Genomic DNA, 14,537 nt, shown 5'->3' with positions numbered 1-14,537 from the left:
TAGTCATTCATAATTTTATCCGATGACTACCCGCTCTAATACTCCCATCTTTATATGAAACTCATCTTCCTTAGGTCAGATGAGTACTCACAGAGTAAGCGACCATATGAAAATCACAGATTTTGGCTCTCTGCTTAACTGAGAGTAAAGAGCGGCTACGTCTCCGGATTCGTAAGACAAACCCCATCTGATTCAAGTTTCACTTTATATTATGGTACTTGTTGACATGGCTCTTAAAGTGTAATAAACTAAATTTATAAAGAAAATAATAAGCTTAGGTGCCTTTAAAAAAGGTGAAAAGGGAATGCGGTTAAATTCCGCAGCAGCCCCCGCTACTGTAAATGATAACGAACCTTAATTATGCCACTCATAAAGGGGAAGGCTAAGGGGAGGATGAGTCATAAGCCAGGAGACCTGCCTAATGTTTGAAACAAACTTTCGGAGGGAAAGATTTTTTGTGTGATTAATCTCGGCTTTGCCGATTTTTGGCATAAAAGCAGTAGACTCTGAAAGGGTTACTGCTTTTTTAGTTTGTAGATATATACGATTGGGGGATATGATGTTATGGCTAAATTAATGATTCAAGGAACGGGATCATCAGTGGGCAAGAGCATATTAGTTGCTGCCCTTTGTAGAATATTTAAACAAGATGGTTATTCAGTTTGTCCTTTTAAATCCCAAAATATGTCTTTGAATTCATATATAACTTTAGATGGAAAAGAAATGGGGAGAGCTCAAGTACTACAAGCATATGCAGCTGGATTGCAGCCAGAAGCCTATATGAATCCTATACTGTTAAAACCAACCTCAGATAAGAAGTGTCAAATCATTGTTAATGGTAAGGTTCATGGGAATAGTACAGCTATGGAATATCATAATATGAAGCTTCAGTTTAAAGATATGCTAAAAAACAGCTTTGAAAAGCTAGAGAAAGAGTTTGACATAATAGTTATGGAGGGGGCCGGCAGCCCTGCAGAAATAAATTTAAGAGATAGAGATATTGTTAACATGGGTATGGCTGAAATTGTTAATGCACCTGTATTAATAGCAGGAGACATAGATAAGGGTGGAGTCTTTGCATCTCTAGCAGGCACTATGTTATTACTTACAGAAGAAGAAAGAAAGAGAGTTAGAGGCACAATAATAAATAAATTTAGAGGCGATATAGAAATACTTAAGCCAGGGCTAGATATGTTAGAAGACATAATAAAAGTGCCTTGTGTTGGTGTAGTTCCATATTCTAATTTAGCTCTTGAAGATGAAGATGGTGCCGTTGAATTTAATAAAAAAGTAACAGCTCCTATAGATATAGCTATCATCAAGTTACCTCATATATCAAACTTTACGGATATTGACGCTTTAAAAAGTGAAGAAGATGTTTCAATAAGGTTTATAACCTCAGTAGAAGAATTTGGTGAGCCGGACTTACTTATAATTCCTGGAAGTAAAAATACAATAGAGGATTTACTAAAATTAAGAGAATCCGGAATAGAACAGCGCATAAAACAGTATAGCAACGACGGCTTAATAATAGGCATATGCGGTGGATATCAAATGCTTGGAAAGCTAATTAAAGATCCTTATGGAGTGGAAACGAATATAAGGGAAATAGAAGCAATAGGTTTATTAGATTTGGAAACAACCTTTGAGGAAGAAAAAGTTACTACTAGAGTAAATGCAGAAACTATAGAAATATTTAATGTACATACGGATAAAGGTTTAGTTGACAGAAGGAAACTTAAAGCATATGGATATGAAATTCATATGGGAATATGTACTTATGGTGAAAATGCAAAGCCTCTATTTGAAATAACGGAGAAAAATGGAGAAAGGGTTTCTGGGTTTGATGGCGCTATAAATAAGAAAGAAAATATATTGGGAACTTATATTCATGGAGTTTTTGATGGAACTGATTTTAGAGAGTATGTACTTAACAACATAAGAGTTAAAAAAGGAATTCAATTGAAAAAAGCTAGTATCTACGAATCCTTGCGTGAAAAAGAGTTAGATAAACTTGCTGATATAGTTAGGAAAAGCTTGGATATGAAAAGAATATATGAAATTATAGGTATAGAAAAATAATTTTAGAATAATACAGGATATTTTAAGAGAATTGAGGGATTAATTTGATAGAGTCTTTTCTCGTAATGAATAGTTTAGATATAATTTTAGCAGTTTTGTTAGATTGGATTATTGGAGATCCTAGGTGGTTTCCTCATCCTGTTATATATATAGGAAAACTTATAAGTTTTTTAGAGAGAAAAGGAAGAAAGTTCTTTAAGACAAATGAAGGTATTAGAATTTTTGGAGGTATTATTGTAATTATTGTAGCTGGTATAAGTTTTTTAGTACCTTTTATAATCCTAAAATCTGTAAAGCATATGCCTTTACTATATAATGTTTTAAATATAATTATAATATGGACCACATTAGCGGCAAAGTGTTTAAAAGATGAAGCGAAAAAGGTCTATAATGCATTAAAAGATGAAGATTTAGAAGCTGCAAGAATTAAGTTATCTTATATAGTTGGCAGAGACACTACTCGGTTAAGTGATAAAGAGATAATACGGGCTGATGTTGAGACTGTAGCAGAAAATACCTCTGATGGAGTAATAGCACCATTGTTATATGCAATAGTTGGGGGGGCACCTTTAGCTATGATGTATAAGGGAATAAACACTATGGATTCTATGCTAGGTTACATGAATGAGAAATATAAATATATGGGGTTTTTTCCAGCTAAAATAGATGATGTATTTAATTTCATTCCAGCTAGAATAACAGGTATACTTATGTGCATAACTGCTTTTATAGTACAGGGAAATCTAATAGAGAGCTTCAAAATAATGATAAGAGATAGAAAAAATCATAAGAGTCCAAATTGTGCATATCCTGAAGGCGCAGCAGCAGGAGCTATGAGAATACAATTGGGGGGAACCAATGTTTATTTTGGAGAAAAAGTATATAAGCCTACTATAGGAGATAAGAAAAAAGAGCTGGAAGCGGAGCATATTAATGACTCTATAAAACTTATGTATGCATCGGAATTGCTTTTGACAGTTGTGTATGTACTTATTATTTTACTGATGCAGAGGTTTGCAATATAGAGGGAAAGGTTTTAAATGTGCCATCAGTTTTGGCAGCATATCCCTATGTATAAGTTAAATTTAAAACCAGTAACCCTAGATAGATAACCAAAATTAAAATAGTACACAATATTAATTTACAAGATGGGAAGTGATACATTGGAACATGGAGGAGATATATATACTGAAGGTTTGCTAAAGGGTAAGAAATTACTTGATTTTAGTTCGAATATTAATCCTTTAGGAGTACCGCAAAGTTTTAAGGATAACATAAATGAGGCCGTAGAAAGTTTAGAACGATATCCAGATGTTAAGTATAGAGAACTAAGAAAAAATATTAAAGAATATCTGAAGTTTAGTAAATCATATTTTAGGGAACAAAAAGAAGATGTTATATCCTCAGAAAATCAAGTTGAATACATAATAGATGAAGAAGGTATAGCGCTTGGAAATGGTGCTGCGGAAATATTAGATTTGGTTATTAGCTGTTTTAAAAGTATATGTATAGTTGTACCATCATTTATAGAGTATGAGCTCAATGCTTTAAAATGGGGATGTAATATACAATATTCTTATTTAAAGGAAAACATGGACTATGATTATGATAACATAAAGGAAAAAATGAAACTTGTGGATGCTTTAATAATAGGAAATCCTAACAATCCAAATGGACAAGTAATAGATAAAGAAAAATTTAAAGCAATAGTGGAATATTGCGAAGAAAACAACAAGATTATTATAATTGATGAGGCTTTTATTGAATTTACAGGTAAAAGAGGCTTTAGTTTTTTAGAAAAAATAGAAAAGTATAAGTGCATATTTATAGTAAGAGCTTTAACAAAATTCTATGCCATGCCAGGAGTAAGATTAGGGTATGGTATAAGCAGTAATAAAAAGTTAATAGAAAGTATAAAAAGTAAACAAAATCCTTGGAATATAAATTGTTTTGCTGAAACTGCAGCGAAGTATGCTTTAAAAGATAAAGAATATATAGAGAATTCCTTAGAGTGGATTGAAGAAGAAAGAAACTTTATGACGGACAGCCTAGGAGAAACAGAAATTATTAAAGAAGTATATCAAACCTACAGTAATTTTATATTATGTAAGCTTAAAAATGTTAAATGTTATCAGTTCTATGACAAGTGTTTAAAACATGGAATAGCTGTAAGAAAATGTAACAATTTTAGAGGATTAGATGAGGACTATATTAGATTAGCTATAAAAGATAGAGAAAGTAATGAAAAAATCATAGAAGTTCTGAATCAGAATATTTTTTTGGAGGAATAAAATTGAGTAAGAAGTATACATTTCTTATGATTTTAGCGTTGATTATCACGTTATCATCTAACGTATACGCTATGCATATAGCAGAAGGCTCTTTGCCACCGGTTTGGTGTGGAGTATATGTTGTTTTGTCAATACCTTTTGTATTTATAGGTCTAAAACATATAAGAAAGAGAAGCAGTAAAAATAAGGATATAAAGATGTTATTAGGGCTTGTGGCTGCATACTCCTTTGTTTTATCTGCAATGAAAATACCATCAATTACTGGAAGCTGTTCACATCCAACTGGAACAGGTCTTGGGGCTATACTATTTGGACCTTTTACAATGGCTGTAATAGGACTACTAGTTCTTTTATTTCAAGCTATATTCCTAGCTCATGGTGGAATTACAACTCTTGGAGCAAATGCTTTTTCTATGGGAATAGTAGGTCCTATAGTATCCTATATAATTTTTAGACTTGTTAAAAGAAGAAATAAAAAAGCTGCAGTATTTTTAGCAGCAATGTTAGGTGATTTAGCCACTTACCTTACCACATCAGTTCAATTAGCATTAGCTATTCCAGATAAGACAGGAGGAGTACTTGTATCTTTTATAAAGTTTTTCTCAATATTTGCAATAACACAGATTCCTTTAGCTATAATAGAAGGAATACTAACAGTAATAATATTTGAATTTATAGAAAATTACTCTTCTAAGGAAATTAAGGATTTAATTGAGGTGTAGCAAATTGAAGAAGAAAAATATATTTTTAGTTATTTTATGTATAGCTTTAGTCTGTTCATCGCTTGTTATAGGAACTATAAGAGGTGGAGAATTTGCAGGGGCTGATGATAAAATTCAAAACACAATAACCCAAATAGATCCTAACTATAAACCCTGGTTTAAACATGTATGGCAGCCGCCATCAAGTGAAATACAAAGTTTACTTTTTGCTCTACAAGCTGCCGCAGGGGCAGGTTTTATTGGGTACTTTGTAGGCTATAATGTAGGAAGAAGAAAAGATGTTAAAATTAATAATGGCATTATCAAAAATAAGTAAGGTATCTAAAGTACATCCTGTTGAAAAAATAATATTAAGTATATTTCCTATTGTAGTTATAGGTTTTTCGCATAAGGCTTTTCCAATAATTCTAAACATAATAGTTTTTATATTATTACATGTTTTATGTGAAAATAATAGGAAAGTCGTTGTTAAGTTTACTTTTGAAATAGCAGCATTTGCCGCTTTTTCGTCTATAACCTTTGTATTTGACTATGGAATAAATTATTGCTTTATCATTTTATTAAAAAGTTTATCAGCGGCATTGTGTTTATCATTTTTTTCTCTTACAACGCCTATTGATGATGCATTATTCATTTTTTCAAAATATCATTGGCTAAAAGATATTTGTGATATAGCAAAAAGTATGGAAAGATTTTTGGTTATAATAGATGAAGAATATGGTATACTCTATAATTCTATAAAGGCCAGAGGTGGTTTTGATGGAGTTAAATTAAAAATTAGAAACACAGGAAAAATGGCAGGGTTATTATTTGTAAACACCATGAATAGGTGGAAATGTATAAAAGATGGATTAGATAGTAGAGGATACAGAGGGTACACTCCTTATCTAACTAAAGAATTTAATTTTTCTATGTTAAGATTTATGGCTGTATGTATATATATTGTTCTCTTAGGCTCGTTGATTTTTGTACTTAATAACAATATAATTAGTGTTACTACTTTTAAAGTTTAATATAAGGAAATTCTTTGTCCGATGACTACCCGCTCTAATACTCCAATCTTCAGAGGAGTAAGCGATTCGCACCAAATCATAGATTTGGGCTCTCTGCTTAACTGGGAGTAAAGAGCGGCTACGTCCTGGATAACGACTTCTAAGCTTCAGAGGGAATAAAAACTCCCCTGAAGCCAAGAATTCTGTTTATGGAGATGGTGAGATGATTCAACTTATTGGTTTAAAAAGTGATGTGAAACTTGAGATAAGAGAAAAGTTTTCTATAATACAAAAGCATGTTGAAACTTATGCAAAAGAATTGCGTGAAATTTGTGACGAAGTTGTAATATTAAGTACATGTAACAGAACTGAAATTTATTTTAATTCAGATCATAGTGATGATAAAATCATAGAAAAAGTTTTTGAAAAATTAAAGTGGGATAAAAAGTTAACTAAATATATTTTTCATTATAAAGGAGAAAAGGTAGCTAAATACCTTATGGATGTAGTTTGTGGGTTCCACTCCTTAATATTAGGTGAAGATCAAATATTAGGTCAAATTAAGGATGCTTATGAAATTTCTCTTCAGGCTAAAACTATAACGAAGGATCTTCAGAGATTGTTTCAAGAGGCTATAACTTGCGGAAAGGAATTTAGAACAGTGTCAAATCTTAATAGAATACCTGTATCTTCTTCATCTATATCAGTTAGTGAAAGTAGAAAACGTGGACTAAAAAGATTTATGATATTAGGTTTTGGTGAAGTAGGACAGCTTACTGCTAAGTATATTATGTCCGGTGCTTTCGAGGTTCTTTATATAGCTGTAAGAAATACTGATGCAGTAGATATAGATGATAAGAGAGTAAAAGTAATACATTTTGATGAAAAAATAAAATACTACAATGATGTTCAATGTATAATATCCTGTACTTCTGCACCTCACTGTGTAATAAAAAAAGATAACTTACCAGAAAAACCATTGCTTATATTTGATTTGGCAGTACCGAGAGATGTGGAAGAAGATGTATATAAAATGAAAAATGTAACAGTATATAATATTGATAAAGTAAGTTCCATGGATGATGAAAATAGAAAAAAACGAAAAGAAATAATGAAAAACAATAGATTTATTTTAGAAAAACATATAAACGAATTTTTAAATTGGCAAAAAATACAGGATATTTCTCCGGAAATAGCTAAGCTTAAAGAGTGTGGAGAGAAAGTATATACAAAGAGATATAAAACTTTTAAAAATAAAAAAAATACTAAGGATGCAGAAAAGCTTGCAGAAACTCTTTTGAAGAGCACCAGTGATGCTTATATAAATAGAGCTATAGACGTTTTAAAGGAGGAACAGTTGAAAGGACGTGCAGAGGATTGTATGAGAATAATACAGAAGATATTCTATGCAGCAGAATAGAATATACCATGCTTTCACTAGTTTCAAATAAAATAAAGATTCTCATAGTGGGAGGAGGAAGAGCTGCTTTTATAAAGGCAAAAACCTTTGTAAAAAGAGGTTGTATTGTAACAGTTTTATCAAAGGAATTCATAGCTGAGTTTCATGAACTTGAAAAAAATAATAATTTAGAGCTTGTTTATGGACAGTATGAAAAAAGCTATATGCTTGATAAGCACATAGTAGTCATTGCTACAAACTGTGAAAATACAAACCAAAGTATAAGAAGCCACTGTGATGAGATAGCTAAGCTGTATGTTGACTGTACTATTCCTGACAAAGGCTTATGCATCACTCCTTGTCAAAGGGAAAGTAATAATGTGTTTTTTGGGTTGCATACATTAAAGGGTAATCCTAAAATGTCAGTTTTTTTAGCAGATAAAATAGATATAGAATTGAAAAAATATAAAGATTTTATAGAATTTACTTCTAGTATTAGAAACAAACTTAGAGGTTATAGGGATAGCAAAGAAATATTAAATTTTATTTGTTCAGATGATTTTTACTTTTTTTATATAAAGGGAAAACATAAAACTGTTCTTGAATTATTTTACGACGAAACTGTTTTAGAAAGTATTGCATTAAAAAGTTGGGATGGTGATTAACCTTGAAATTAACAATTGCAACACGTAGAAGTAAACTTGCTCAAGTCCAAACGGAAACTGTTATGAGCATGATAAAAGAAAAGTATGGTTTAGACTCGGAAAAACTTTTAATTGAAACTACAGGTGATAAAAGATTAGATATTGCTTTAAATAAAATAGGTGGCAAAGGGCTTTTTATAAAGGAGATAGAGCTTGCTCTTTTAAATGGTGAAGCTGATGCAGCAGTACATAGTATGAAAGATGTACCTTTCGAAGTTCCAGAGCCTTTTGAAATAGCTGCTGTACCTGTTAGGGAAGACGTAAGAGATGCTTTTGTATCAATAAATGGAGTTCATTTTACTGAACTTAGAAGAGGTGCTAGAGTAGGTACAAGTAGTAATAGAAGAGCCGAACAGGTAAAGTTACTAAGACCAGACCTGGAAATAGTACCTATAAGAGGAAATGTGCAAACTAGAATAGATAAGATAGAGAAAGAAAAATTAGATGGTATAATACTGGCGGCAGCGGGACTTAAAAGATTAGATATGGAGAGTATTATAACAGATTATTTCTCAGTAGATGGAATAATACCTGCAGTTGGTCAAGGTGCTTTAGGAATAGAAATTAAAAAAGGTAATCAGCATGCTGAAATAATTAAGAGTTTAGATTTACTGGAAGCCAGAATATGTGTAGAAGCAGAAAGAAGTTTCATGAGAGCTCTAGGTGGAGATTGTCACGCTACTATAGGAGCTTATGCTGAAATAGAAGGAAGTTTAATGAATATTATGGGAATATTTCAAATAGGAAATAAATTAGTTAAAAAAGACCTAAGTGGAAGTAGGGAAAATTATATAGAATTAGGGCGAAATCTTGCGAAAAAAATATTAGAAGTATAGGGGGAGCTTGAAATGGGAAAAGTTTATCTTATTGGAGCAGGACCGGGAGATGAAGAACTTATAACCTTAAAAGCTATAAGAAAGTTAAAAGAGTGTACAGCTATAATGTATGATAGACTGGCTGGAAGCGGAATCTTAAAATATATAAATGAAAATTGTGAAATATATTATTGTGGTAAAGAGCCAGGCTGTCACTATAAAACTCAAGATGAAATAAATGATATGCTTGTGGAGTTAGCTAAGAAAGGGCATATTGTGGGAAGAATAAAGGGTGGAGATCCATACATATTTGGAAGAGGTGGAGAAGAAGCTCTTAGGCTTATAGATGAAAATATAGAATTTGAAGTTATTCCAGGAATTACTTCACCAATTTCTGTTTTAAACTATGGCGGAATCCCTGTAACTCATAGAAAAATAGCACAAAGTTTTCATGTTTTCACAGGCATGAGTGCTGATAAGTTAAATATTGATTGGAAAGCAGCTGCAGCCATTGGAGGTACATTAATATTTTTAATGGGTTTTGAAAACTTAGGTGTTATAGCACAAGGTCTCATAGAAAACGGAATGGATGACTGCACCCCCTGTGCTGTAGTAATGAGGGGAACTACATCTAAGCAAAGAAAGGTAATAGCTACATTAAAAGATATAAAGGAAAAAGCTATAAATGCAGGACTTCACTCACCTTGTATTATAGTTGTGGGAGAAGTAGTTAAATTCAACGACAGGTTAAATTGGTATGAAAAAAAACCTTTGTTTGGAAAGAATGTTTGTATTACACGTTCGAAAGAGCAATCTAAAGATATAAGAGAGAAGCTAATAGATTTAGGAGCGCAGGTTACAGAAATAAATTCAATAAAGATAAAGTATACTTCAGAAAATATAGACAATTATATAGATAAATTACCAGAATATGATTATATGGTATTTACAAGTGTTAACGGAGTGGAAAGCTTTTTTAACCACTTAGTTAATAAGGAATATGACATAAGAAAAATAAAAGGTGTGTTTGCCGCTATAGGACCAGCTACAGAAAAAGTAATTAAGTCTAGAGGTATTATACCTAAAATTGTAGCGGAAGAATTCGTAGCAGAAAGCTTATTTCAAAAGATGAAGGACTTTATAAAACCTGGAGATAAAATATTCCTACCAAGATCAAAGAACTCAAGGCCTTATTTAGCACAGGTTTTAAGAGAATATGGCTGCATACTTGATGAGTGTTATACTTATGAAACCGTAGCTGGAGATCTGCCTAATAAGGAATGTTTTGACGAAGTAGACATAGTAGTATTTACAAGTCCAACCACTGTTAACAATATGATAGAGTTAGTTGGACTAGATAAAATAAAATCTAAGCAGGTTATCTCTATAGGGCCCATTACTGGAAAAACTTTAGAAAACCATGCAATAAGTTATGAAATGTGTGATTCATATAACATAGACGGAATCATAAGTAAACTGCTTGAAACAAATTAATTTGAAGAGAGGTTAAAGTAATGTTTAGGAGACATAGAAGATTGAGAGAGAATAGTGTAATAAGATCTATGGTGAGAGAAACATTCCTTCATCCATCAGATTTTATATATCCACTTTTTGTAGTTGAAGGGGAAAATATTAAGGAAGAGATATCTTCTTTACCAGGTAATTATCATTACTCTTTAGACAAATTAGAAGAAATTATAAATGATATGAAAAAAGCAGGAGTGAAGAGTGTTTTACTATTTGGCGTTCCAGATAGTAAAGATGAAGTGGCTACGTCAGCTTTTGAGGAAAATGGAATAGTACAAAAGGGTATAAGAAAAATAAAAGAGTTATGTCCAGAAATGTTTGTAATAACAGATGTGTGTATGTGTCAATATACAAGTCATGGTCATTGTGGAATAATATGCGGACAAAATGTGGATAATGATGAAACATTAAAATATATAGCAAAGATATCTGTATCTCATGCAAAAGCGGGAGCAGATATGGTGGCACCATCAGATATGATGGATGGTAGAATATCTGCTATCAGAGATGCACTAGATGAAAGTGGATTTAAGCATGTATCTATAATGTCATATAGTGCAAAATATTGCTCAGCTTTTTATGGTCCATTTAGAGAAGCTGCAGATTCAGCACCTAAGTTTGGAGATAGAAGAACCTATCAAATGGATCCAGCAAATATTAGAGAAGCAATGCTGGAAATTGAAGATGATATAGATGAAGGTGCAGATATAATAATGGTTAAACCTGCTTTATCTTACCTTGATGTAATAAGATGGGCTAGGGATAGATATGATGTGCCTATAGCAGCCTATAGCGTAAGCGGAGAGTTTGCTATGGTTAAGGCAGCTGCACAAGCAGGATTAATAGATGAGAAAGCTATAGTTATGGAAATGATGACATCTATTAAAAGAGCAGGAGCTAAGATGATTATAACTTATCATGCGTTAGATATTTGCAGATGGATACGTGAAGAATAGTGAAACTATAGGAAGCCGCGGTGGAAACTTAACTTATACTCCGAGATATGTTGCCAAACTTCGGCACGTTAAAAACTTTTTATAAGTCTAAAGTTCGTGTTTTTGAAAATCTAAGAAGCTTTGATAAACTCGTACCTCAGACATATCAAAACTCCTAAGATTTTCTAAAAACACTTCACTAAGACTTATAAAAAAGTTTTTAAATGTGCCTTCAGTTTTGGCAACATATCCCTCCGTATAAGTTAAGTTTCATCCGTAGTTAGTTTATAGTTTTATAGGTTTATAGTGATGATATTTAAAAAGATAAATATTAAGGGGATGAAAATATGAGAAGTTCTGAGATATTTAATGAGTCTAAAAAATATATGCCTGGTGGGGTTAACAGTCCTGTTAGGGCTTATACTGGATTAGATATTGATCCTCCAGTTATAAAAAAAGGGGTTGGAGCTCGTGTTTATGATGAAGATGGTAATGAATACATAGATTTTGTTAATGCTTGGGGTCCTATGATACTTGGACACAACGACGAAGATGTAGTTAAAGCTATAAAAGATACAGCTGAAAATTCTATTGCTTTTGGAGCACCTACGGAACTTGAGTTGAACCTAGCTAAGTTTATATGTGAAACAATAGATAACGTAGATATGATAAGAATGGTGAATTCAGGAACAGAGGCTACTATGAGTGCTATAAAATTAGCAAGAGGATGTACTAAGAGAGATAGAATTATAAAATTTGCAGGATGTTATCATGGTCATTTTGATGGATTCCTTGTAGAAGCTGGGTCAGGGGTTTTAACTGCAAATATTCCAGGGTCTCCAGGGGTTCCAGTGGGAAGCATAGAAAATACTTTAATAGCTCAGTATAATGATATAAATAGTGTAAGAGAATTATTTGAAAAATACGGTGAAGAAATAGCTGGAGTTATTATAGAGCCTGTAGCGGGAAACATGGGAGTTATACCGGCAGATAAAGAGTTTTTAAAAGAACTAAGAGATATTTGTACACAATATGGAAGTATATTGATTTTTGACGAAGTAATGAGTGGTTTTAGAGTAGCTTATAAAGGAGCACAAAGTCTTTATGGAGTTAAACCAGACTTAGTAACCTTTGCAAAAATAATGGGTGGAGGACTTCCTTGTGGAGCTTATGGTGGAAGAAGAGATTTAATGGAACAGTTATCACCTATGGGACCTGTATATCAGGCAGGAACAATGTCTGGAAACCCTATAGTTATGGCAGCTGGGTATACAACTCTTAAAAAGTTATATGATAATCAACAATACTATAATAATATGAATAAGCTAGGAGAAAAATTACAAAAAGGCATGGAAGAAATAGCTAAGGAAAAAGGAATACCATTAGTTATTAATAGATGCGTAAACATGATGACAGCATTCTTCAACGAAAATGAAAAAGTAACTAACTATAGAGAAGCTAAATTATGTGATACTAAGCTTTATTCTAAATTTTTTATACACATGCTAAACAGTGGAATATTTATGTCTCCATCTCAGTTTGAGGCTATGTTTATAAATGTAAAACATACAGAACAAGATATAGAAAAGTTCTTAGATTTGATGAAAAAGTTTTAATAAATTATAAACGAGGTGTTGTTTTTGAAAAGTATAGTTATATCCTCAAATAGCAGTGGCGGGGGTAAAACTACTATAACTTTAGGTATAATGAAAGCCTTAATGAAAAAGGGATTTGATGTGCAAGGCTATAAGGTTGGACCTGATTATATAGATCCAGCCTTCCACAGTCATATAACGGGGAAAGCTTCAAGAAATCTAGACTTATTCCTTATGGGGGAAGATGGAGTTAAGGCTTCTTTTTCAAGAGGAAAAGGAACTATAGGTATAGTTGAAGGGGTAATGGGACTTTATGATGGCAAAGGCATAAGTACAAAGTATTCTACTGCACATGTGGCTAAAACATTAGATCTTCCAGTTGTTTTGGTCATAACACCTAAAGCACAAAGTGCCACATTATGTGCAGAACTAAATGGAATATTAAATTATGAAAAAGTAAATATAGTAGGAATCATATTTAATAATGTCAGTGAAAACTACTATAATCTATTAAAAGCGGCTGTACAACAAAACTGTAATTTGAAGGTCTTTGGATACATTCCTAAGGAGGAGAAGCTATCCTTAAAAAGCCGCCATCTAGGACTTGTACAAAGTAGTGAAGTTCAAGATTTAAATGAAAAAATAGATCTATGTAGTGATTTGATTTTAAAGTATATTGATTTAGAAGCTCTTTTAAAGTATTTTAAAGAAACTGAATATTTTGACGATACGTTTCATTTGGAAAATAAAAAAATGAAAATAGCTGTAGCTTATGATAAAGCTTTTAGCTTCTACTACAAGGAAAATTTAGAGCTTTTACAAGAGGCAGGAGAGGTTATATTCTTTAGCCCAATAAAAGATAAAAAGTTACCAGATAACATTGATTTTCTATATATAGGTGGAGGTTATCCAGAAGTGTTTGTAGAAGAGCTTAGCTCAAATAAGTATATGCTTAAGAGCATTAGAGAACAATTACAAGCTGGAGTTAGAAGTTATTCGGAGTGTGGAGGATTAATGTACCTCACAGAAGGTATAGAAAATATTGAAGGTAATAAAATAAATGAAACTGTAGGATTTCTTAAAGGACATGCTCATATGACCAAAAGGCTTCAGAACTTTGGATATGCAGAACTTAAAACTTTTAAAGAAAATTCTGTACTTCCTTTAGGCATAGAAATAAACTGTCATGAGTTTCATAAGTCCTTTGTAGATTTGAAAGAAGAAAAAATCTACAAATTAAAAAAAGAATTATATGATGGTTCTATAAAAAGTTGGGAGTGTGGATATGTAAAAAATAATTCCTTAGGAGCCTATGGGCATGTTCATTTTTTCGGCAATATAGATATGCTTAAATATTTATTAAATGGATGTAGGTGAAAATTTAACTTATACCACCGGATATGTTGCCAAACTTCAGCACGTTAAAAACTTTTAATCAGTCTAAAGTTCGTGTTTTTGAAAATCTAAGAAGCTTT

Annotated in this window: 13 protein-coding genes and 1 riboswitch; all 13 genes read left to right on the top strand. The window is 32.1% G+C overall.

The features are described from left to right. The first annotated feature begins 259 nt into the window (after positions 1–259). A riboswitch (cobalamin riboswitch) is annotated at positions 260–437 on the top strand. A gap of 127 nt (positions 438–564) precedes the next feature. The 13 genes from HGI79_RS10775 (at position 565) to HGI79_RS10715 (ending at position 14,439) form a co-directional block, all read left to right on the top strand. Further along, positions 565–2,082, top strand: a complete 1,518-nt coding sequence (locus tag HGI79_RS10775; protein WP_185650690.1) for a cobyric acid synthase — start codon at positions 565–567, stop codon at positions 2,080–2,082. A gap of 65 nt (positions 2,083–2,147) precedes the next feature. Next, positions 2,148–3,107, top strand: coding sequence for an adenosylcobinamide-phosphate synthase CbiB (gene cbiB / locus HGI79_RS10770; RefSeq protein ID WP_185650736.1), 960 nt, complete (start codon positions 2,148–2,150; stop codon positions 3,105–3,107). Between the two features lie 138 nt (positions 3,108–3,245). Then, positions 3,246–4,373 (top strand): histidinol-phosphate transaminase, encoded by a 1,128-nt coding sequence (locus tag HGI79_RS10765; RefSeq protein WP_241428191.1) that lies wholly within the window; start codon positions 3,246–3,248, stop codon positions 4,371–4,373. A 2-nt stretch (positions 4,374–4,375) separates the two neighbouring features. After that, on the top strand, positions 4,376–5,095 hold the full coding sequence (locus HGI79_RS10760; protein WP_185650688.1) for an energy-coupling factor ABC transporter permease: 720 nt from the start codon (positions 4,376–4,378) through the stop codon (positions 5,093–5,095). Positions 5,096–5,099: 4 nt separating this feature from the next. After that, positions 5,100–5,411: an energy-coupling factor ABC transporter substrate-binding protein gene (locus tag HGI79_RS10755; protein WP_185650687.1), complete on the top strand. Its 312-nt coding sequence runs from the start codon at positions 5,100–5,102 to the stop codon at positions 5,409–5,411. After that, positions 5,374–6,108, top strand: a complete 735-nt coding sequence (locus tag HGI79_RS10750; protein WP_241428190.1) for a CbiQ family ECF transporter T component — start codon at positions 5,374–5,376, stop codon at positions 6,106–6,108. The genes HGI79_RS10755 and HGI79_RS10750 overlap by 38 nt, the downstream gene beginning before the upstream one ends. 202 nt (positions 6,109–6,310) lie before the next feature. Next, positions 6,311–7,507, top strand: coding sequence for a glutamyl-tRNA reductase (hemA, locus tag HGI79_RS10745; RefSeq protein ID WP_185650686.1), 1,197 nt, complete (start codon positions 6,311–6,313; stop codon positions 7,505–7,507). After that, positions 7,465–8,151, top strand: coding sequence for an NAD(P)-dependent oxidoreductase (locus tag HGI79_RS10740; protein WP_185650685.1), 687 nt, complete (start codon positions 7,465–7,467; stop codon positions 8,149–8,151). The genes hemA and HGI79_RS10740 overlap by 43 nt, the downstream gene beginning before the upstream one ends. Positions 8,152–8,153: 2 nt before the next feature. Beyond that, entirely contained in the window at positions 8,154–9,026 is an 873-nt protein-coding gene (gene hemC / locus HGI79_RS10735) for a hydroxymethylbilane synthase (RefSeq protein WP_185650684.1), read from the top strand. 12 nt (positions 9,027–9,038) lie between these two features. Further along, entirely contained in the window at positions 9,039–10,499 is a 1,461-nt protein-coding gene (cobA, locus tag HGI79_RS10730; RefSeq protein WP_185650683.1) for a uroporphyrinogen-III C-methyltransferase, read from the top strand. Between the two features lie 20 nt (positions 10,500–10,519). After that, on the top strand, positions 10,520–11,488 hold the full coding sequence (gene hemB / locus HGI79_RS10725) for a porphobilinogen synthase (protein WP_185650682.1): 969 nt from the start codon (positions 10,520–10,522) through the stop codon (positions 11,486–11,488). Between the two features lie 326 nt (positions 11,489–11,814). Next, positions 11,815–13,083 (top strand): glutamate-1-semialdehyde 2,1-aminomutase, encoded by a 1,269-nt coding sequence (gene hemL / locus HGI79_RS10720; RefSeq protein WP_185650681.1) that lies wholly within the window; start codon positions 11,815–11,817, stop codon positions 13,081–13,083. 24 nt (positions 13,084–13,107) lie between these two features. Next, positions 13,108–14,439, top strand: coding sequence for a cobyrinate a,c-diamide synthase (locus HGI79_RS10715; protein ID WP_185650680.1), 1,332 nt, complete (start codon positions 13,108–13,110; stop codon positions 14,437–14,439). Positions 14,440–14,537: the final 98 nt, after the last annotated feature.

This window comes from Clostridium sp. DJ247 (assembly GCF_014231265.1).
The sequence above is the reverse complement of the archived record's forward strand: the minus strand, read 5'-3'. Positions and strand labels throughout refer to the sequence as shown.